The organism is Dactylosporangium sp. NPDC049742 (assembly GCF_040674675.1).
Classification (GTDB): domain Bacteria; phylum Actinomycetota; class Actinomycetes; order Mycobacteriales; family Micromonosporaceae; genus Dactylosporangium; species Dactylosporangium maewongense.
Map to the genome: position 1 here is coordinate 373,240 of NZ_JBFANF010000001.1, position 20,966 is coordinate 394,205.

The following is a 20,966-nucleotide window of genomic DNA, read 5'->3' on the forward strand; positions in this document are numbered from 1 at the left end:
GCGGGCAGGGTGAAGGTGACGGCTCGGTCCGCCAGCAGCGCACTCCTGGTCGCATCGGCCCCGACGGAGGCGGAGGCTCGGCCCGTCACGGGCGCAGCGGAGTGGGTGGGGGTGAGGGCTCGGCACGTCATAGGCGGACCAGCCGGCCTTCGGACCAGGCGCCGAGGGGGCGCAGGCCGCCGGCGGACCATTCGCCGGTGACGGTGGTGGGGCGGCCGGCGGTGATGGCGAGGAGGCGCCACGGGTCGCCGGCGGCCGGGTCGAGGGGGAGCGCGGCGCCTGACGGGTCGACGAGGTGCCAGGTGCCGGCGTCGCGGGTGGGGCAGACGGCGTCGAGGGTCATCGGCCAGTAGTCGAGCCAGGGGTCCTCGGCGAGAGCGGCGGCGTGGGCGCGCAGGTTGGGCTCGATGCCGGTGGCGCCGGCAACGGTGTGCATGCGGGCGGGCGGGGCGTGGCGCTTGGCGATCAGGGCGCGGGCGGGCTGGCCGCCCGGGTAGAGGCAGACGTCTGCGTCGAGCTCGGTGCCGGGGAGCAGGTCGACCGGGAGGGACTGGCCGGCGACGGCGAAGGACAGCACGAGCAGGGGGCGCAGGGTCGAGGCGCCGCGCAGCCAGGCCCGGCGGACGGTGAGCTGGTCCTCGATCTCGTCGCGGACGCCGTGGATCTGCCAGCGGTCGCGCAGCGCGGGGCCGGCGAGCACGGTCTCGGTCGCGATGGGCAGGCCGACGCGCATGCGGACGCTGGCGGCGAGGTCGTCGGGCAGGTCGGCGAGCCGCCGGTAGCCACCGACGAGCAGGTGGAGGCGGGCGAGCTCGCCGAGGAGCCGCTCGGGGGATCCGGTGACGGCCGAGGTGCGGCGCAGGATGCCGGCCGCCCCCGCGGCCTGGGCGTCGACGAGGCGGGCGGCCATCGTGTCCCAGTGTGCATAGCCGCTCTTGGCGACGCTGGCGAGGCCCGCGCGGGCCTGGTCGGCCAGCCAGCGGTCGAGCTCGTCGAGGCCCGCGGAGATCCGGTCGGCCCGGCGGGCCTGCGCCTTCTCCCCGGGCAGCGCCCTGCCACCGCCCGTGGAGCCGCCGCCGGCCGGGCCGGCACCCTCGGCTGGAGGCGCCGCCGCCGAGGCGCGCCGGGAGGTGCGCGAGGACTGCCACTCCTGCACCCAGCCGGGCGCGGTGGCGTCGGTGACGCTGCCCGCGGACCAGCGCAGCAGCAGGGCGAGGGAGTGCTTGCAGGGGAACTTGCGGCTCGGGCACGTGCACTTGAACGCGGGCTCGGTCAGATCGACGGCCGTCTGGTAGGGCGTGCTGCCGCTGCCCTGGCAGAGGCCCCAGATCGTCGGTGGCAGCTCGTCGGTGGCGCTGAGCCCCGACTCCAGCCAGGCGCGGTCGCCGGCCATGCCCCGGGCCGCCCGCTGGGCGGACGCGTCAGGGGCGAGCGCCATCACCTGGTCGGTGGTCCAGACCGTCGTCTCCGTCGAAGTTTCGGTCATGCTGCGAAGCGTAGTGATGGGGTACGACATTCCTTGGCTGGGTATGAACCCCGGCATGAGACCCGTGCGCACCGCGGCCCGCTCGATGCTCGCCGCGATCTTCGTGATTCAGGGCTGGGCCGCGCTGCGTGCCCCGGCGAAGCTCGCCGACAAGGCCAGGCCGGTCACGGACCGGTTGGAGCCGGCGTTGAAGGCGGTGCACCCGAGCCTGCCGACCGACGCCGAGACGCTGGTACGGGTGAACGGCGCCGCCCAGGTCGCCGGCGGGATCCTGCTGGCCACCGGCCGTGCGACGACCCCCGCGGCGCTGGTGCTGGCGGGGTCGCTGGTGCCGACGACGCTGGCGGGTCACGCGTTCTGGGAGGTCGAGGACCCGGTGCAGCGCAACCAGCAGCGGATCAACTTCCTGAAGAACCTTGGCCTGGTGGGCGGCCTGATCTTCGCCGCACTGGACAACGAGGGCCGCCCCAGCATCGCCTGGCGGGCGCGCAACACCGCCGAGCGTGCCCGGCGCGAGGCCGGGTACACCGCCAAGACGGCCCGGCGCGAGGCCAGGCACGCGATCCACACGGCGCAACGCGAGGCGAGGCACGTGGTCAACGCGACCCAGCGCGACGCCCGAATTGCCCGCCTGGCCAGGAAGCTCCCGTAAGCCGGTCAAAGGCCCTAAGGGCAGTTGACCCACTCCTCCTCGCCGTCGGTGAAGACCTGCCGCTTCCACACCGGCAGCCGCGCCTTCACCTCGTCGACGAGCCGTGCGCAGAGCACGAACGCGTCCGCCCGGTGCGACGTGGAGATGGCCGCGGCCAGCGCCACGTCGCCGATCTCCAGCCGCCCCACCCGGTGCGACACGGCGAGCGCGTGCACCGCGGGCTCGGCCGCGATCTCCGCCGCGATCTCCGCGAGCACGTCGCCGGCGCTGGGGTGCCCCTCGTACTCCAGCTCGACGACCCCACGTCCGCCGTCGTGGTCGCGCACCACGCCCGCGAAGGACACGACCGCTCCGGCCGCGCGGTCGGCGACCGCCAGCTCGTGCGACGTCACGTCGATCGGCTCGGCGGTCACGAGGACCGTGATTCGGTCGGTCACACCCGCTCCCCATCCAGAATCGGCAGTGGTACGAGCTGTGCCGGCGTCCCCGCGAGGCCGCGCCCTCCGGGCGGGATGACGGCGAATCCGATCGAGTTGGCCAGCCCTCGAAGCATGGAAGACCCAGCGTGCGCGACCGGATAGGCCAGTCCGTCCACCGGGTCGCGGCGCACCAGGGCGAGATGGGTGAAGTCACCCCGTCCGGGTATGTCGGCGCCCAGGCTGACGGTCGCGTGCGTGGGCCGGGGTCGGCCGGCCAGTCCGGCGAGCAACGGCAGTACCAACGACACCAACGCAACGAAGGTGGACTGTGGATTGCCGGGGAGCCCCGCGACGAACTGCCCGCCGGGCAGCTGCGCCACCAGCATCGGGAAGCCGGGCCGGACGGCCACCGTGTTGACGACATAGGTGGCACCGAGCTCGGCGAGCGCCGGGTGCAGGTGGTCGACGGGCCCGTGCATGGTGCCGCCGGTGGTGCAGATGACCTGCGCGCCGGCGTCGACGGCGGTCCTGAGCGCGGCGACGTGGTCCTCGAGGGTGTCGGCGACCGGGGCGCGGCGGTGGACGACCTCCGTGCCGGCGCGGCGCAGCCACGAGGGCAGCGAGGGGCCGAGCGCGTCGCGGACCCGGCCGGCGGCGGGCACGCCGGCGGTCAGCAGCTCGTCGCCGAAGACCAGCAGCGCGCTGCGCGGCTTGGGGCGGCAGCGCAGCGTGTCATAGCCGCAGGCGGCCGCGAGGCCGATGACGCCGGGGGTGATCGGGGTGCCGGCCGGCAGCAGCTCCTCGCCGAGGGCGGCCTCCTCGCCGATCATCCGCCAGTCGGGGATCTTGCGCGGCTCGCCGGAGAGGACCCGGTCGCCGTCGACCTTGGAGTCCTCGACACGCACGACGTAGTCGGTGCCTTCGGGCACCATGCCACCGGTCGCGATCTCCACGCAGGTGCCGTCGGCCGTCAGCGGCCGCGCGACGTCGCCGGCGAGGACCCGGCCGGTGATCCGCCAGGGCGCGGCGCCGCGGACGGCCCAGCCGTCGACGCTCGAGGTGGGAAACGCCGGCAGCGCGGTGAGCGTGGTCAGCGGATCGGCCAGCGTGAGGCCGTCGGACTCGGCGAGGGGGACGGGCACGGCGACCGAAGCGACCGCCGCGCCGGCCTCGAACACCGCCTCGCGGGCGTCGACCCACGCGATCGGTAACGTCACGGGTCGAGCCTAGACCGTCAGTGATCGCCGCCGCGGAGCTGGTCGACGGCGTGCGCCAGGACCGGCCCGAGCACGGCGAGACCGTCCTTGGCGCCGCCCTTGGAGCCGGGCAGGTTGACGATGAGGGTGCGCCCGGCGACCCCGCTGAGCCCGCGGGACAGGATCGCGGTCGGCACCTTGGCCGCGCCCGCGGCCCGGATGGCCTCCGCGATGCCGGGCACCTCGTAGTCGAGCACGCGGCGGGTCATCTCCGGGGTGGCGTCGGTGGGCGTGACGCCGGTGCCGCCGCTGGTCACGATCACGTCGGCGCCGCCGGCGACCGCGGCGCGCAGCGCCTCCTCCACAGGTGGCCCGTCGGGGACGACGACCGGGTCGCCGACGTCGCAGCCCAGCTCGCGGAGGCCGGCGACGAGGACGGGTCCGCTGGTGTCGGCGTACACACCGGCGGAGGCCCGGTTGGACGCCACGATCACGACGGCCTTCATGCGCTGCGCTCCCACAGTCCGGTCTTGCCGCCTTCCTTGCGCAGCACCCGTACGCCTTCCAGCGAGGCCGCCGGGTCGACCGCCTTGATCATGTCGATGAGGGCGAGACCTGCGGCGGCGACCGCGGTGAGGGCCTCCATCTCGACGCCCGTGCGGTCGGCGGTCCGGGTCGTCACCTCAATATCAACCGTATCGTCACGCAGCGTCAAGTCCACGGTCACCCCATGAAGCGCGATCGGATGACATAAGGGGATGAGATCGGGCGTGCGTTTGGCACCCATGATTCCGGCGATCCGAGCAACCGCCAATGCGTCACCCTTGGGTAACGCACCGTCGTGCAGCAACGCTATTACATCCACCGTGGTGCGGACGGAACCAGCCGCAACCGCACGTCGGGCGGTGATTTCCTTGCCGGCGACATCCACCATCCGGGCCGCACCGGACTGGTCGACGTGGGTCAGTTCGTTTGCCACGACATCACCCTAACGACCGTCCAGTGGAGTTCGATTTGATCATGCACGCTAATGGGGCGGGTGCGTCGATTCCGCTACACGGAGCGTAACTTTCACGTTACCAAAATATGACAAGCCGTGCCCTTCTTCGCAAACTATGAGTCGACGGACATATAGGGATGGGCAACTCGCGCCCTGCACCCTAGGCTTCGTTCATCAAGCCAGAGGTTGATGAACATCAATCTCTTGTTACACGGGGACCGTTCGCCGCGATGAACGAACCTCGAAGGGGGCAGCAATGCGTATCCACGAGTGGCTCTGAAATCGAAACCGGGCTTGACAGGGACGCCCGACCATCCGTCACGATGAACAGACCGCGATGCAACGACCAATCGGTACCGACGACGCGACCAACCGGCGCCTCTGGCGTCTCGTTGGTCCCGTCGTCGTCGGTGCGGGCATCGCCGTCATCGCCGCACTTTGGCTGATCACGAACTACGGCGGCCTCGCGCTCTTCCTCCCGCTGCCGACCGTGCTCGTGCTCGGCTGCCGCTACCTGCGGATCAGCATCCGCATCCGTTCGGCCAACACCGGCTCGACACCCGTATCGGCGGTCATCATCGCCACCGCCGTGTTCCTGCCACCGCCGTTCGTGATCCTTTCGGTGGCCATCGGCAAAATCGTCGATCAGTCGCTGAATCGCACGCACGTCCCGGTGAAGATCGGTTTCAACATCGGCAAGGAGGTCCTCGCCGGTGCCGCGGCCGCCTTCGCCTGCGCGGTGACCGGCTTCGAGCCGCTCCTGGTGCACACCGACCGCGTCGACCCGCTCACCTCGGCGCTCTCCGCGACCGTGGTCGCCTTCCTCGCGTACACCGTCGTCGACGAACTCGTCTCGCAGGGCCTGTTCGCCATGCTCACCGGCACGCCCTACCGGCAGCGACTGGTCGCGGACTGGAACATCCTCGCCGTCCTGCGCGTCGGGACGCTCGGCATCGCCGTCGCCACCGTCGTGCTGTACCACGTCAACCAGTGGCTCCTGTTCGTCCTGCCGCTGCTGCTGTGGTGCATCCACCTCGCCTCCGGCAACCGGATCCGCGCCCGCCAGGGCAACGAGGCCTGGCAGCGGCTCGCCGAGGCGACCGACGAGTTCAACTCCGTCGACCAGACCGCCGTCCTGCACGCCGCCGTCCGCAAGGCCGCCGCCCTCTTCTCCACCGACGAGGTCGAGGTCCAGATCCGCCCGCCGACCGGCGAGACCCGGCTCGTGCGCAGCAACGGCCGCGACATCCTCTACGACGGCACCCCCGAGGACGCGCCGTCGGCGGGCGGCTTCGTCATCCCGATCAGCCTGGAGAGCTACCGCGGCGACGCCGACCTCGGCGAGCTGCGCCTGCGCTTCCGCGCACCGGTCAAGCTCACCGAGCGCGAGGGGTACACGCTGCACACGTTCGCCGCCGCGCTGTGCACCGCGATCCGCAACGCCTCCACCTTCGCCGAGACGCAGCGCCTCGCCGACAGCCACGCCCGCGCCGCCGCCCAGGACCCCCTCACCCGGCTCGCCAACCGGCGCAAGCTGCAGCAGTACGGCGACGAGGTCCTCGCCCAGGGCATCGTCGGCGTCCTGCTCATCGACCTCAACCACTTCAAAGAGGTCAACGACACCCTCGGGCACTCCGCGGGCGACCGCGTCCTGACCACCGTCGGCGAGCGCCTCTCCGCCGCCGTCCGCGAAGGCGACCTGGTCGCCCGGTTCGGCGGCGACGAGTTCGCCGTCATCCTCGCCAACCTCAGCGCGCCCGCCCTCGCCGAGATGCGCGCCCACGCGATCCTCGACGCGCTCGCCCCGCCCATCCACCTCGACGACATGCGCATCAGCGTCGAGGCCAGCTGCGGCGTCACGACCGCCAGCGGCGGCACCATCGGTGAGCTGCTCCGGCGCGCCGACGTCGCCCTGTACCAGGCGAAACAGGACGGCCAACGGGTCGTCGTCTACGCGCACGCCCGCGACACCGCCGACATCGGCACCCTCACCCTCGGCGGCGACCTCGCCCGCGCCGTCGCCGAAGGCCAGTTCGTCGTCAACTTCCAGCCGATCGTCGACCTCGCCACCGGCCAGGTCATCGCCGCCGAGGCGCTCACCCGCTGGCACCACCCCGACCGCGGTGACCTCGCGCCCGACCGCTTCCTGCCCGCGATCGAACGCTCCGGGCAGCTGTCCGCGTTCGCCGACGCCGTCCTCGACCAGGCCCTGATCGCCGTCTCGCAGTGGGCCGACGCCGGCCACCCCATCCCGGTCGCCGTCAACGTGTCGCCCCGCAGCCTGCTCGACCTGTCGTTCCCCGACGCCGTCGCCCGCCGCCTCGCCGCGCGCGGCGTCCAGTCCTCGTCGCTCATCATCGAGCTCACCGAGTCCGTGACGCTCAGCAAGCTCGAGGTCGTCGACGACGTCCTCGCCGCCCTGCGCGACCAGGGCATCCGTCTCGCCCTCGACGACTTCGGCACCGGCTTCTCCTCGCTGGCCACCCTCGCCCGCGTCGCCGTCGACGAGCTCAAGATCGACCGCAGCTTCGTCGCCGCCATGAACACCTCCGCCCCCGGCGCCGTCGTCCGCTCCACCATCGACCTCGGCCGCAGCCTCGGCCTGGTCGTCGTCGCCGAAGGCATCGAACGCGAGGACCAGCGCCAGCAGCTCTGGGAGCTCGGCTGCCCCGCCGGCCAGGGCCACCTCTTCGCCCGCGCGATGCCCGCCGACCGGCTCCTCGCCGCCCTGCGCCGCGGCCACGACGGCCAGCCCGGCTGCCTCGCGCCGCCACTGCACGACACCGACACCGTGATCCGCCTCCCGCGCAACCGCCGGTCCCGCCGCTCCGCCGCCGCCGAGCCCGGGCAAGAATGGACCCCATAGCCACCTCGCCACGCTTCTCGATGACTGACGCGGTCCTGTACGGACTGTCGGCCGCCTTCGCCCTGCTCACCGCCTTGACGTCGACCCTGCTGCCACACCGCGCATGGGGAGCGATCACCTGGTGGGGTTACGCGGCCGCCTTCCTCATCACGTTCGTCGTGCTCCGCCGCCTGCTGCTCACGGCCCTGGTCTTCGTCGCCGCCACGGTCGTCCCCCTCGTCACGCAGGCCGTCCAGCGCGCCGGCGGCCGCACCGACCGCGCGCAGGAAGAGGTCCTCGTCGTCGAGCAGATGGGCCGGCGCCTCCTCGACACCGGCACGCCCTACCTCGACCGTCCCGACATCGCCGCGCTCCCCGAATCTGAGCGGCTGCTGGGCTACTCCCCGTACCAACCCGGCATGTCGATCTTCGGTATCCCCCGCGCGCTCTTCGGCGCCCACTGGTGGACCGACGCCCGGATCTGGTTCCTCGTCGCCACCGTCGCCGCGCTGCTCTGGACCCTGCGGCTGCTCGCCGACCTGGTCGCCCCGCCCGGCCTCGTCCTCGTCGCCCAGTCCGTCGCCGTCCTGCCGATCTGCGCCCTCACCCTCACCACCGGCGGCGACGACCTTCCCGTGCTCAGCCTCTGCCTGCTCGCCCTGGCCTTCACCGCCAAACACCGCTGGCTCGCCGCCGGCATCGCGATCGGCCTCGCCGGCGCGCTCAAGCTCTTCGCTCTCCCTGCGGCGTTGGTACTGGTAGCGCTCGCCCTCCCGCTCCGCCGCCGCACCCTGTCCTTCGCGGCCTTCGCGTTCGGCCTGCCGCTGCTGGTGATGCTGCCGGCGTTGGTGGTCGCACCCTCCGCCTTCGTCGAAAACGTCCTGCGCTTCCCCTCCGGCCACGGCCTGGTCACCAGCCCGGCCCAGTCGCCGCTGCCCGGCCAGCTCATCGCCTCGTCCGTGCCGGCCGGCCGCACGATCGCGCTGTCGCTGCTCGTCGCCTCCGGCCTCGCCATCGCCGTCTGGCTCCTGCGCCGCCCGCCCCGGACCACTGCCGCCGCTGCCCTGGTCATCGCCGTCGGCCTGACCGCGGCCATCATGCTGATCCCGTCGACCCGCTTCGGCTACCTGCTCTACCCGGCCGCCTTCGCCGCCCTGTGGTGGTCCCTGCACGCCTCGGCACCGGGCGGCCGCTGGTCGACCCCCACACCCGCCCCGGCCTCGGCGCCGTCCTCGCTCGGCAGCCCCTGACCAGTTCCTTTTCGCCGCTCTTGTACGACCGTGCAGCCGCTCGCCGGCGACCTGGCCGGGACGCTGGCCGGGCTCCTCACTCCTGGCGTACACAGGAAGCATGGCCTTCAGGGACCGCAGCGAGGCCGGCGCCGCCCTCGCCGACCTGCTCACCAGCTACGCCGACCGGCCAGACGTCATCGCCCTCGGCCTGGTCCGCGGCGGGATACCGGTCGCCGCCGAGGTCGCCACGCGGCTCCGCGTCCCGCTCGACGCGCTGGTCGTGCGCAAGCTCGGCGTGCCCTGGTCACCGGAGGTCGCCTTCGGCGCCATCGGCCCCTGCGACGTGAAGGTCCTCAACCGGGAGATCCGCCTCGCCCCAGAGGAGATGGCCCCCGTCATCCGCCACGAAACCGCCGAGCTCCGCCGCCGCGACCGCGTCTTCCGCCTCGGCCGCCCCCCGCTCGACCTCACCGGCCGCGTCGCCCTCGTCATCGACGACGGCCTGGCCACCGGCGCCACGGCAGGCGCGGCCGTCGCCGTGGCCCGTGCGCTGTCCGCCGCCCGCGTCGTGCTCGCCGTCCCCGTCGGCGCCACCCAGGCCGTCCACCGCCTGAAGACCCTGGCCGACGAGGTCGTCTGCCCCGTGACCTCCGACTTCTTCGGCTCCGTCAGCCGCTACTACGACGACTTCCGCCAGGTCCCCGACACCGAGGTCGCCCGCATCCTCAACCGCACCTGACACCCCTCCCACCGCACCAGCCCCGACAATCCCTTCGAGCTCATCGGCACCCCGACACCCTCAACACGCCCGCGGACAGCACCGGCCACGACAGCCCCTCGAACGCCACCTCAGCGCGCCAGACGCCCATCTGCCGACACCGCATACGCACGCCAGACGGCACCAACCGCAAGTCGGCCCACTCTCACCGCGGCCGGGCGCTCCGGGCAACCCTCCCGCCGACGCCGCCAGCGCACCCCTTCAAAGGCCAGCCAGGCGCCATCGGCACCGTCGCCGAGATCCAGGTGAGGGCGCGGGGAGGCACTGCGGCGCGGACTCGGTCGCTCAGCGCCAGGTGCCCGTTCCGCCGACACCGCAAGACGACACCGCCGCGAGGCCAGCCACGGCCCTCAACCGCGGCCGGACGCTCCGGGCGACGCTCCCGCTGGCACCGTCAACGCGCACATCGCCAGCCAGATGAGGCCCAGCAACGGCGAGTCCCCCAGACGGCAGCCTCTGCACACCCACGCCCGCGAGCCGGCGCGACGCCGTCTCCCGTCACGCGGCGTTGGGACGAGGAGACGTCGCCGCAGTCCTCCTCGGTCAGATCGCCATGTCGACGAAGCGGGACAGGTGCAGTTGGGCCGCCACCGTGATCGTGTCGGTCGGGCCGTTTCGGTGCTTCGCCACGATGAAGTCGGCCTCGCCCGCGCGCGGCGACTCCTTGTCGTAGTAGTCGTCGCGGTGCAGAAGGATGACGACGTCGGCGTCCTGCTCGATCGAGCCCGATTCACGCAGGTCGGACAGCTGCGGACGCTTGTCGGTGCGCTGCTCGGGTCCACGGTTCAGCTGGCTGACCGCGACCACCGGGCACTCGACCTCCTTCGCCAGCAGCTTCAGGCCACGCGACAGGTCCGCGACCTCCTGCTGCCGGCTCTCCGTCCGCTTCGGGCTCGTCATCAGCTGCAGATAGTCGACGATGATCAGCTTCAGGTCGTGCCGCTGCTTGAGCCGGCGCGCCTTGGCCCGGATCTCCATCAGGTTCATGTTCGGCGTGTCGTCGACGAACAGCGGCGCCTCGCTGATCTCACCCATCCGCCGCGCCAGCTTGGTCCAGTCGTCGTCGGATAGCTGCCCGGACCGCAGCACGTGCAGCGGCACCCGCGCCTCGGCCGAGAGCAGTCGCATGACGATCTCGACCTTGGACATTTCCAGACTGAAGATCGCGCTGGCCAAGTTGTGCTTCACCGACGCCGCCCGGCTGAAGTCCATCGCGGCGGTGGAGTTGTGGGTCGGGATCATCGCGCGCCCGGCCAGATACATGTGGTCGTCGTTGTCGACCTGCACACAGCGGACCGGAACACTCGCCACCGGCCGGATGTCGACGATGTACCTGGAACCAGTCCTCGACGTGCTGGTGGTCCGCCGTCGTGCCTGATGCGTCGCGCGCTTGCGACCCAACCGGAACAGGTCGTCGGCCGTGGTGAAGTTCAGGGTGTAGGCGATCGAACTTGCCGGCGTCCGGCCCCGGACCGATCTCGTCGTCATGGTGCACCGGTAGCCGAGGCTGACCACCAGCTCCCGGACATCGCCCGCAAGCCGGGCCGAGGTCGACGTGAACTGTGCATTGCCCGTGGCCGTCACGGTGCCGTCGGTGTCCAGCAGGCCAGCGAGGAGCGCGCGTCGCTGCTGCTCCGATCCGCGCAGATACTCGGCCGGAACGTGCTTGTTGTTGAGGACACCGAGCAGCCGGAGGCTGTGGACCAGCGCGGGACCGTGATCGCCCGCCCGGCCGATGCCATACAGCATCGGATGTGCCGAGCTCGGCCTGATCTCGAACCCATCGGCTGCGATGTTGCCGACGATCTCCGGATCATCGGTGGTGATTCGACCGGCGGCGGAATGGCCGTCGCCGAGCCACGCGCCGAGCGTGTAGGGCGGCACCAGCAGGTCCCTGTCAGGAAGCCGCAACGGCATGCAGTTCTCAACGGCGTGGTTGAGGCGACCATCCATCGGACAGCGGAGGGTGTCGGCGATGTCCTGCGTGGTCACGACCCCGTCGTGCCTGACCTTCGTCTCGGCGTTCATGGTCCTGTTGACCCGCCGGTGCAGCGTCGTCAGCAGCGCGTGCTTGGAATATGCCTGAATGGAACGACGCCACGGCTTGCCGGCACGCTGATTTTCGCGCACGACGTCGGCCGACGTGCCGACCTCGCCGCCCACGACATGCAGCACATGCCGGAACCGAGGTCCGACCAGTTCAACCGCCTCGCCGAAGGTCAGCAACGATTCGGGGCCGGCCATCGCACTGGCGAAGACCGCGCCCACCTCGTCCCGAGCGGCTTCCGGCCATTGCGGCATCTGCGCAGCTTCAGCACGCTGGCGTCGAGCCGCTCTCGTGGTGGTCTTCCAGAGGTGCTCCGCATCGGCGACGATCACGCTGCCGTCGGAGAACTCAACCTCGAAGCACGGACGGCCGTGCAGGACCTCGAACGCGTTGACGATCGTGGTCGGCCGGCCGTCGGCACCCAGCAGCTGGTCGCCGGCCTTGACATCCCCCATCGTCGTCCAGCCGTCGGGCGTCGGCAGGGGAGTGTCGAGCGCCAGCGCCTTCCCGAGGCCGGGGCGGCCGGCGACAATGATGAGCTGGCCGGGGTGCAGGCCGTTGAGCAGGCGGTCGAGGTCTTGGAAGCCGGTGGGGACGCCGGTCATGACGCCGCCCTGGGCGCCGACGGCTTCGATCTCGTCGAGGGTGGGCTGGAGCACCTCGGCGAGGACGGCGAAGTCCTCGCTGACGCGCTTCTCGGTGACGTCGTAGATGGCCTGCTGGGCCAGGTCGACGACGTCGTCGACGTCGCGGCCGCCGGGGCCGGCGGAGCCGTAGCCGAGCTGGACGATGCGGGTGCCGGCCTCGATGACGCGGCGCAGGACGGCGCGCTCGGCGACGATGCGGGCGTAGTAGGAGGCGTTGGCGGCGGTGGGCACGGCCGCCATGAGGGTGTGGAGGTATGCGGCGCCGCCGACCTTGGCGATCTCGCCCGCGTCGGTCAGGGCCGCGGCGACGGTGACGGCGTCGGCGGGCTCGCCGCGGCCATACAGGTCGAGGATCGCGTCGAAGACGATGGTGTGGTTGGGCCGGTAGAAGTCGTGGGACTTGAGGATCTCGACGACGTCGGCGATGGCGTCCTTGGACAGCAGCATGCCGCCGAGGACGCTCTGCTCGGCGGCGACGTCCTGCGGCGGGGTGCGCTCGAAGGTCTCGGCGCCGCCGGAGGGCCGCTCAGATTCCTGGTCCTGGTCCTTGGGTGGCCGTCGGCGCGACTCGGCCGGGGTCGCGTCGTCCCATGGATCGCTTCGCCTGTCTTCGGTGATCGACACTCGCCCCTCCAACGTCATACCCCCACGCATCAGTAGACCTCGCGGGTATGACAAAACCTCGCGGCGCGCCTCGGAAGACGTGGAGCGCCCCGCGCAACGGTATGGAGCGACTGGCGTTCGTCAAAACTAGCCGGTGGACAACCCTGCGGACAACCTGTGGACCGTCGTCCACAAACGGGGGATCAGTTGTGCACAGGCCTGTGGAAAACTTCGCCGCCGGGATCCTCAAACAGGCTCTGAGCTGGGCGTACACAATCCACAGCCTGTGTGGGAAAAATAGTCGGCCCGATCGAGTGACGTGGCCGCCGACTGGACGGATCATGGCGGCTGCGCTACCGGAGGATGACGCGGGACGCAGCGCCCAGCGGATCGGTTCCCTTCGACGGGTCACAGCATCCTTGCGAGCTGATCACCGATGCTCACGCTTGGGTCTCTGTCCGGTTACGCTCGGAGCCGCTCGGAGGCGGGTCGTCGTCTGACTGGCCAAATACCTTTCAGGGAGGCTTTCCATGGTCAGTCAGTTCCGCGTCGCCGCCGTGGCCGTGATCGCCGCGTTGTGCCTGACGGCGTGCGGTGCAGAGGGGAAGAGCGACAGCACCAGCTACGAGAAGGCCCCGGCGGGGACGATGAACCCGCAGGGCGGCCAGCCCGGTCCGGCGATCACCGGCGGCGCGGGCGACGAGGCGCCCGGCGAGCAGGCGGCGTCGAGCCAGCCGGTGTCGACGTTCGCGGTCGACGTGGACACCGCGTCCTACAGCTACGCGAAGCGTCAGCTGCTGGCGGGGCAGCGTCCGGCGGCGGGCACGATCCGGCCCGAGGAGTTCGTGAACTCGTTCCAGCAGGGGTACCGGCAGCCGTCCGGCGACGGTTTCGCGGTCGCCACGGACGGCACCCGGCTGCCGAAGACGCACGGCAACGCCGGTGACACCGCCCGGTTGCTGCGGGTGGGGCTGCAGACGAGAGCCGAGCCGGAGGGGCAACGCCTCGACGCGTCGTTGACGTTCGTCGTGGACGTGTCCGGTTCGATGGCGGAGCCGGGCAAGCTCGACCTGGTCAAGAGCGGGCTGCACACGTTGGTGGACCAGCTGCGCACCACGGACTCGGTGGCGCTGGTCGCCTACTCCGACGACGCGGAGGTGCTGCGGCAGATGACGCCGGTCCGGGACCGTTCGGCGCTGCACGGGGCGATCGACCGGTTGCGGGTGGCGGGCAGCACGAACCTGCAGGCGGGGCTGCGGCTCGGCTACGAGACGGCGCGCAGGAGCTTCCGGGAGGGTGCGACCAACCGGGTCATCCTGCTCTCCGACGGTCTTCCGAACGTCGGCACGACGAGCGCCGCGCCCCTGGTCCGCGAGGTGCAGGAGGCGGCAGCGAAGCAGATCACGATGATGGGCGTCGGCGTCGGCAGCGACTACGGCGACAAGTTCATGGAGGAGCTCGCCGACAAGGGCGACGGCTATGTCGTCTACGTCAGCAGTACCGCGGAGGCGAACAAGGTCTTCGTGGAGCAGCTCCCGGCGACGTTGTCGGTGCGGGCGCTGGACGCGAAGGCGCAGGTCGAGTTCGATCCGGCGGCGGTCGTGTCGTACCGGCTGATCGGCTACGAGAACCGCACCCTCTCGGCGTCGGCGTTCCGCAACGACCGGGTCGACGGCGGCGAGGTCGGCCCCGGTCATGCGGTGACGGCGCTGTACGCGCTGCATCTTCGCGAGGGTGCGGAGGGGCACCTGGCGGACGTGCGGGTGCGCTGGCAGGACCCGCAGACGCGGGAGCCCAGCGAGCAGAACGTGTCGGTGACGGTGGCGTCCCTGGACCGTGCGTTCACGGAGGCGGGGCCGCGGCTGCAGGTCTGCTACACGGCGGCCTACTTCGCCGAGGTGCTGCGGTCCAGCCAGTACGCCGGGGAGGTCCGGCTCGAGGACCTGCTGCGGCTCGCCGAGGGCCTGTCCGAGGGGGACAAGCAGGTCGCGGAGCTCGCCGACGTGATCCGGGCGGCCACGAAGCTCTACCGGTAGGGGACAGCGAAGGGGCCCGTCCTGCCGGACGGGCCCCTTCGTATTGCCGCGTGGTGTTACTTGGCGGCCGTGACCTTCAGCGTGAAGCTGGCGGCGACCTCGGGGTGCAGCTTGATCTGCACCTTGTAGTCACCGACCGACTTCACGTGGCCGGGCAGCTCGAGGCGGCGCTTGTCGAGGGCCGGACCGCCGGCCTTCTGGACGGCGTCGACGACCTCGGCCGGGGTGACCGAGCCGTAGAGACGGCCGCCTTCGCCGGCGCGGACGGCCAGCTTGACGGTCAGGTTCTCCAGCTGGGCCTTGACCTCGTTGGCGTGGCCCAGGTCGCGGATCTCGCGAGCCCCACGGGCGCGCTTGATGGTCGCGATCTGCTTCTCGCCACCCTTGGTCCACGGGATCGCGTAGCCCTGCGGAAGCAGGTAGTTACGCCCGTAGCCGTCCTTGACCTCAACCACGTCGCCGGGGGTCCCGAGACCGGAGACCTCCTGCTTCAGGATGATCTTCATGTCAGCCTCCCCTTATCGCGCAGTCGCGGTGTAGGGGAGCAGCGCCATCTCGCGCGCGTTCTTGACGGCACGCGCGATCTGCCGCTGCTGCTGAGCGGTCACGCCGGTCACCCGCCGAGCGCGGATCTTGCCGCGGTCGGAGATGAACTTCCGCAGCAGCGCGGTGTCCTTGTAGTCGATGTAGGCGATGCCCTCCTTGTCGAGAGGGTTCACCTTCTTCTTCGGTTTGCGCAGGGCCGCAGCCTTCGCCATTGCTCTTGCTCCTGATGCCATTAGAACGGGGGCTCGTCGTCGAAGGATGAGTTCGACCTGCCGCCACCACTGGAGGCGTTCGCCGGCGCCGCGTTGGCCCACGGGTCATCGCTGAACCCGCCGCCACCGCTGTTGCCGCCGCCACCACCAGAAGCGCCGAAGCCGCCACTGCCACCGGAGCGCTGCATCTTCTGCACCTTGGCAGTCGCGTTGCGCAGCGAGGGGCCGATCTCGTCGACCTCAAGCTCGATGACGGTGCGCTTCTCGCCCTCGCGAGTCTCGTAACTCCGCTGCTTCAGGCGACCGGAGACGATCACGCGGGTTCCACGCTGCAGCGACTCGGCGACGTTCTCAGCCGCCTGGCGCCACACCGTGCAGGACAGGAACAGCGATTCGCCGTCCTTCCACTCGTTGGTGTTCTTGTCCAGGAACCGGGGGGTGGATGCCACCCGGAACTTGGCCACAGCCGCACCAGACGGAGTGAAGCGCAACTCGGGGTCATCGGTCAGATTGCCGATGACCGTGATCGTGGTGTCTCCTGCTGCCATATCGAGTCAACTCCTCGCGCACTGGGGTATGGCCCACCTTGTCACAGGGGTATGACAATTCCCGGTGACGTGCGGCGGGCGAAGCAGGTCGATCTCGCCCGGAATCCGCTTAGCGGACCTCGGGCCGGATGACCTTGGTGCGCAGCACGGACTCGTTGAGCCGCAGCTGACGGTCCAGCTCTGCCACCGACTCCGGCGATGCCTGGAGGTCGATGACGGCGTAGATGCCCTCGGTCTTCTTGTTGATCTCGTACGAGAGGCGCCGGCGGCCCCACACGTCGAGCTTCTCCACCGAGCCACCCGACGTCCGGATCACGTTCAGATACGTGTCGAGCGACGGTGCGACGGTGCGCTCCTCGAGACTTCCATCGAGGATCACCATGATTTCGTAATGACGCAAGACGTTCTCACCTCCTACGGGCTAAGCGGCCGCGGTCCATCCGCGGCAGGAGGTCGTGCGTCGTCGGCCGTCCGATGGACGGCAGACCGAGCAAGAGTACACGGTGCGTGTACACAGAAAGACCGCGGGGCGCGTCATCCGCTTCTCTGGGTGGGACCTGGGGAGGAACGACCACACCGGTGCGTTGGATGACGGCGCCCCGCGGAGCTACCTAATTGTACCTTACGCGTAGCTAGCGCGTGATGACCGCTGCGCAATAATAGCCCGAATTGCGGCGATTCCAACACCGACCACGCAGACTGTCGCGACAAGCGCCAACAGACCCGTCGGGGCGTTGGTCGCCGGGCCGGTCGCGGCGACAGGCTGTTCCACGTATACCCGCTCGTCCGTCGACGCACTCGGGTTCGCGCCGGCGGCCGGCGCGGGCGACGCGGTCGCGTCCGGGCCGAGCAGCGACGGGTCGACCGGCTCGGTGCCCTCACCGGTGGAGCTCGAGGCGTTCGTCGACGGCTTCCGGGTCGAGCGGGTGCCCGTAATGGCCTTGTTCGCCGCGTCGGCGGCGGCACCGGCCGGGCCTTCGGAGGAGGACGGCCGGCCGGCCTGACCGCCCTGGCCCGCGCCGGGGTTGGCGGCGGGCGCGGCGGGCGGCGCGGTGACCCCGACGGAGACCTCCTTGAACTGCTCGACCACGCCGACGCCGCAGGAGAAGGTCATCGCGACGTTGACCGGGCCCTTCTTGAAGACGACCGGCACCGCCTGGTTGGGCTGCACCGTCGAGACCGGCTTGCCGTCGACCTTGAGGGTCGCGCCCTGGCCGAGCCGGTTGACGAAGTTGATCCGCGACTCGGCGGGCACCGAGACGCTGCCGGTGCTGGGCTCCGACTTGCACACCAGCAGGCTCAACACGCTCCCGCCGCTGAACTCGACGGTCGGGGTGGAGGGTGCGGCGTGCACGGGGCTGGCGCCCACGGTCAGGGCCGCGGCGAACAGCGCGGCGGCGGCTGCCGCCACGCGGAGTGCCGGTCGGTGTCCAGACAAGGTAGCCATCCAAGGTTGAGGATTGAGCAGATGCGGTTTCCATCGAGGTCGCGCGATCACGGGCGACCTAGTTGCGTAACGACGCGGCCGACAGGACGGTGACGGAACCCTGCCATTCCGGACCCTTCGGTCGGGTAGCCACCGAGGCCAGGCCCCGGGGTCGCGCAAACTGTCGGTCCCACGTCGTAGGCTCTGCGGCATGCGAATCGGTGCTCACGTCGACCCCGCGGAGCCACTGGCCGAGGCCGCAGCGCGCGGCGCTGACCTGGTCCAGTTCTTCCTGACCGACCCGCAGGCCTGGGCCGATCCCAAAGACCGCCCCGACGCCGAGGCACTCATCGCCTCCGACGTCGACGTCTACATCCACGCGCCCTATCGGATCAACGTCGCGTCGTCCAACAACAGAATCCGCATCCCCAGCCGCAAGCTGCTCTTCCGCCACGCGGCAGCGGCGGCGAAGGTCGGGGCCAAGGGTCTGATCGTGCACGGCGGGCACGTCGAGAAGGCCGAAGGGCGCGACGCCGGGTTCGACAACTGGCGGAAGACATTCGCGTTCGCGGCCGAGGAGGGCGGCTTCGCCACCCCGATCCTGATCGAGAACACCGCCGGCGGCGACAACGCCTGCGCCCGGCGCTTCGACGCGCTGGCCCGGCTGTGGGACGCGATCGGCGAGTATGAGGTCGGATTCTGCCTGGACACCTGCCACGCCCACGCGGGCGGCGAGGACCTGCTCGACATCGTCGACCGGGTCAAGGCGATCACGGGCCGGATCGACCTCATCCACGCCAACAACTCCCGCGACGGCTTCGACTCCGGCCGCGACCGGCACGACAACCTCACGGCCGGCGAGATCGACCCCGAGCTGATCGTCTCGGTGATCCGGTCCGCCGGCGCGCCGGCGCTGGTCGAGACGCCCGGTGGCACCGAGGGGCAGACCGCCGACATCACCTACCTGCGGGAGCGGCTGGCGTGAGCAACGTGTCCGAGACCGAGAAGGACCCGGAAGCGGGACCCTCGGCCGCCGAGCCCGGGGACCCGGCGGCCTTGACCTCGAGGGAGCCCGCGCCGGGCAACGGCAAGCCAGCAGCGACGGACACGCCGCCCGTGGCCGCCGGCACCGCAGAGTCGGCAGCCGACGCGCCGGCGGAAGACGCCACAGCCGCGGAAAGCGGCGCCGCGGAGGGCGACACGGCCACCGCGGAAGCGGGCAGCACCGAGGATGGCGCTGCGAAGGCCGAGGCCGACACGACCGCTGAAGAGGCGGGCAACGCAAAGGACGGCGCGGCGAAGGCCGGGGACGCCAAGGGTGGAGCGGCGAAGGCCGGGGGCGACACAGCCGCTGGAGAAGCGGGCAAGGCGGACGGCGCCGCGCAGGGCGGTGAGCGGGTCAGTCTCGTCAAGGCGGACCCGTTCGGATCGTTCGCGCCCGTCCCCGACGAGGAGCCCGGCAAGGCCCGCAGGGTGGCGGCGCGCGTCGGCAACGCGGTCGGGGAGTTCCTCGGGCACGAGTGGACGATGGCGGCCGTGGGCTCGGTGCTGCTCGCCGCCGTCATGACCTGGCCGACGCTGCGGAACCCGGGCACGACGATCCCGCAGGACACCGCCGACCCGACGCTGCAGGCCTGGCAGATGTCGTGGGCCGGGCACATCCTCACCACCAACCCGGCGCAGCTGTGGAACGCCAACGCGTTCTTCCCCTCGAACTACAGCTACGCGTTCTCGGACACGCTGCTCGGCTACGCGCCCGCCGGCATGCTCGGCAGCGGGCCGGTGGCGGCGCTCGTCCGGTACAACATCATGTACGTCCTCATCTATGCCCTGGCGTTCTTCGGGGCGTACGTCCTGGCCCGGCAGCTGGGTGCGCGGCCGACCGGTGCGGTGGTGGCAGGTGCCGCGTTCGCGTACGCGCCGTACCGGCTGGGGCAGGCCGGCCACCTGCACGTGCTGTCGATCGGCGGGATCGCGCTGGCGCTGGCCATGCTCGCCCGCGGCCACGGGTTCTCGCTGCGCGACGGCTATCAGCCGGACAAGCGGCGGTGGGGCTGGGTCCTCGCGGGCTGGCTCGTCGCCTCGTGGCAGATCAGCCTGGGCTTCGGCATCGGTATCCCGTTCGTGTACGCACTGCTGCTGGCCGTGCTCGCCACCGCGATCTCCTGGGGCTACCGGCACGTGCGCAAGTGGGGCGTGACGCGACCGTTCGGCTGGAAGCTGTTCTTCGCCAACCTCGGCGGCGGGGCGATCTTCGCGGCGGTCGGCGGGCTGATGGCGTACCCGTACCTGCAGGTGCTGAAGGAGCACCCGTACGCGCGGCGCAGCGAGGAGCTCGTCGGGCTGTTCTCGCCGCCGCTGAAGGGGTTCTTCATCGCGCCGCCGGAGTCGTGGCTGTGGGGCGAGGCGTATGCCGACGCCCGCGGCACGCTGACCTGGGCTCCGGAGATGGCGCTGCTGCCGGGCTTCTTCCTGTACGGCCTGGCGTTCGCCGGACTGTTCGTCTCCACGTGGCGGCTCAAGCACCGCGTCTGGATGCTGGTCGGCGTCCTCGGCACGGTGGCGCTCGCGATGGGGACGCACGGGCCGGGCAAGGGCGAGTTCGGCTACCTGGCGCTGTACCGGGCGCTGCCGGGCTTCGACGGCATCCGCACGTCGGGTCGCCTGGTGGTGTGGACGACGCTGTTCCTGGGGCTGCTCGCGGCGGGAGCGGTGAGCGCGTTCGCGGCGCGGGCGGTGGAGCTGTTCGCCGACCGGACCCAGTCGGAGCCGGGTGACCGGGCGGGGTTCCTGCCGCGCCTGGCGACACTGATCCCCGTCATGCTGGTGCTGTTCGAGGGTGCTCACAACACGCCGCACCCGGTGGTGCCCACCACGCCGATAGCGATGAGCTCAGTGCGGGGGCCGGTGATGGTGCTGCCCAGCCACGAGCTCTTCGACATGAACGTCATGCTGTGGAGCACCGACGGGTTCCCGAAGATCGTCAACGGCGGCAGCGGCTTCACGCCGCTGGACCAGCAGGAGCTGCGGCAGACGATGCAGCAGTTCCCCGACGAGCAGACGGTGGCGCTGCTGCGGGGGCGGCACATCCGCACGGTCCTCGTGGTGCGCAGCCAGGCCCTCGGCAGCGCGTACGAGCGCGCCATCGACGCACCGATCGACGGCCTCGGCCTGACCCGCACGGAGCAGGGCGACGTCGTCCTCTACAAGGTCGAAGACAGCTGAGGCCCGGCGACACAGGCCGAGGAACGGGGCCGCGGTGACGGGGCAGACGGCCGGACACGAGCCGCTCA

General features: G+C 71.1%; 18 protein-coding genes. 7 read left to right on the plus strand and 11 right to left on the minus strand.

The window, feature by feature from the left end; genetic code table 11:
* Window positions 1-127: 127 nt before the first annotated feature.
* Window positions 128-1,486, minus strand: a complete 1,359-nt coding sequence (locus tag AB0J72_RS01720) for an SWIM zinc finger family protein (RefSeq protein ID WP_363393354.1) — start codon at window positions 1,484-1,486, stop codon at window positions 128-130.
* 55 nt (window positions 1,487-1,541) lie between these two features.
* Between AB0J72_RS01720 and AB0J72_RS01725 the strand changes: the two genes are divergently transcribed.
* Window positions 1,542-2,138 carry a DoxX family protein gene (locus AB0J72_RS01725; protein ID WP_344508579.1) on the plus strand — a complete coding sequence of 199 codons (597 nt, stop codon included), beginning with the start codon at window positions 1,542-1,544 and terminating at the stop codon, window positions 2,136-2,138.
* Window positions 2,139-2,152: 14 nt separating this feature from the next.
* On the opposite strand, the gene AB0J72_RS01730 is transcribed toward AB0J72_RS01725, so the two are convergent.
* Genes AB0J72_RS01730 through moaC form a run of 4 tightly spaced genes read right to left on the minus strand, consistent with a single transcriptional unit; the run spans window position 2,153 to window position 4,732 of the window.
* Window positions 2,153-2,575: a molybdenum cofactor biosynthesis protein MoaE gene (locus tag AB0J72_RS01730; protein ID WP_363393357.1), complete on the minus strand. Its 423-nt coding sequence runs from the start codon at window positions 2,573-2,575 to the stop codon at window positions 2,153-2,155.
* The gene (locus AB0J72_RS01735) at window positions 2,572-3,735 is read right to left on the minus strand and encodes a molybdopterin molybdotransferase MoeA (RefSeq protein ID WP_363393929.1); all 1,164 of its coding nucleotides are present in this window, start codon (window positions 3,733-3,735) and stop codon (window positions 2,572-2,574) included. Before AB0J72_RS01735 ends, AB0J72_RS01730 begins: the two co-directional genes overlap by 4 nt.
* A gap of 56 nt (window positions 3,736-3,791) precedes the next feature.
* Entirely contained in the window at window positions 3,792-4,259 is a 468-nt protein-coding gene (locus AB0J72_RS01740) for a MogA/MoaB family molybdenum cofactor biosynthesis protein (RefSeq protein WP_354890187.1), read from the minus strand.
* A complete protein-coding gene (moaC, locus tag AB0J72_RS01745; RefSeq protein ID WP_363393360.1) occupies window positions 4,256-4,732 on the minus strand; it encodes a cyclic pyranopterin monophosphate synthase MoaC in 477 nt (158 codons plus the stop codon). Before moaC ends, AB0J72_RS01740 begins: the two co-directional genes overlap by 4 nt.
* Window positions 4,733-5,090: 358 nt before the next feature.
* Between moaC and AB0J72_RS01750 the strand changes: the two genes are divergently transcribed.
* The 3 genes from AB0J72_RS01750 to AB0J72_RS01760 all read left to right on the plus strand — a co-directional run bounded on the left by AB0J72_RS01750 (window position 5,091) and on the right by AB0J72_RS01760 (window position 9,569).
* On the plus strand, window positions 5,091-7,619 hold the full coding sequence (locus AB0J72_RS01750) for an EAL domain-containing protein (protein ID WP_363393363.1): 2,529 nt from the start codon (window positions 5,091-5,093) through the stop codon (window positions 7,617-7,619).
* Window positions 7,620-7,639: 20 nt separating this feature from the next.
* A complete protein-coding gene (locus AB0J72_RS01755; protein ID WP_363393365.1) occupies window positions 7,640-8,848 on the plus strand; it encodes a glycosyltransferase family 87 protein in 1,209 nt (402 codons plus the stop codon).
* Between the two features lie 100 nt (window positions 8,849-8,948).
* On the plus strand, window positions 8,949-9,569 hold the full coding sequence (locus tag AB0J72_RS01760; RefSeq protein ID WP_363393367.1) for a phosphoribosyltransferase family protein: 621 nt from the start codon (window positions 8,949-8,951) through the stop codon (window positions 9,567-9,569).
* A gap of 582 nt (window positions 9,570-10,151) precedes the next feature.
* Here the strand turns inward: AB0J72_RS01760 and dnaB are convergent.
* Window positions 10,152-12,956, minus strand: coding sequence for a replicative DNA helicase (gene dnaB / locus AB0J72_RS01765; RefSeq protein WP_363393369.1), 2,805 nt, complete (start codon window positions 12,954-12,956; stop codon window positions 10,152-10,154).
* Window positions 12,957-13,435: 479 nt separating this feature from the next.
* Between dnaB and AB0J72_RS01770 the strand changes: the two genes are divergently transcribed.
* Window positions 13,436-14,941 carry a von Willebrand factor type A domain-containing protein gene (locus AB0J72_RS01770; protein WP_363393371.1) on the plus strand — a complete coding sequence of 502 codons (1,506 nt, stop codon included), beginning with the start codon at window positions 13,436-13,438 and terminating at the stop codon, window positions 14,939-14,941.
* 56 nt (window positions 14,942-14,997) lie between these two features.
* Here the strand turns inward: AB0J72_RS01770 and rplI are convergent, their stop codons facing one another.
* The 5 genes from rplI to AB0J72_RS01795 form a co-directional block, all read right to left on the minus strand.
* Window positions 14,998-15,447: a 50S ribosomal protein L9 gene (gene rplI / locus AB0J72_RS01775; protein ID WP_354890196.1), complete on the minus strand. Its 450-nt coding sequence runs from the start codon at window positions 15,445-15,447 to the stop codon at window positions 14,998-15,000.
* A gap of 12 nt (window positions 15,448-15,459) precedes the next feature.
* Entirely contained in the window at window positions 15,460-15,699 is a 240-nt protein-coding gene (gene rpsR, locus AB0J72_RS01780) for a 30S ribosomal protein S18 (RefSeq protein WP_033359945.1), read from the minus strand.
* Between the two features lie 20 nt (window positions 15,700-15,719).
* Window positions 15,720-16,247 (minus strand): single-stranded DNA-binding protein, encoded by a 528-nt coding sequence (locus AB0J72_RS01785; RefSeq protein ID WP_363393373.1) that lies wholly within the window; start codon window positions 16,245-16,247, stop codon window positions 15,720-15,722.
* 109 nt (window positions 16,248-16,356) lie between these two features.
* Window positions 16,357-16,647 (minus strand): 30S ribosomal protein S6, encoded by a 291-nt coding sequence (gene rpsF / locus AB0J72_RS01790; RefSeq protein WP_033359943.1) that lies wholly within the window; start codon window positions 16,645-16,647, stop codon window positions 16,357-16,359.
* Between the two features lie 222 nt (window positions 16,648-16,869).
* Entirely contained in the window at window positions 16,870-17,658 is a 789-nt protein-coding gene (locus tag AB0J72_RS01795; protein WP_363393375.1) for a hypothetical protein, read from the minus strand.
* 226 nt (window positions 17,659-17,884) lie between these two features.
* Here AB0J72_RS01795 and AB0J72_RS01800 point away from each other — a divergent pair, with 226 nt between their 5' ends.
* Window positions 17,885-18,658, plus strand: coding sequence for a deoxyribonuclease IV (locus tag AB0J72_RS01800; protein WP_363393377.1), 774 nt, complete (start codon window positions 17,885-17,887; stop codon window positions 18,656-18,658).
* Entirely contained in the window at window positions 18,655-20,898 is a 2,244-nt protein-coding gene (locus tag AB0J72_RS01805; protein ID WP_363393379.1) for a hypothetical protein, read from the plus strand. Before AB0J72_RS01800 ends, AB0J72_RS01805 begins: the two co-directional genes overlap by 4 nt.
* Window positions 20,899-20,966: the final 68 nt, after the last annotated feature.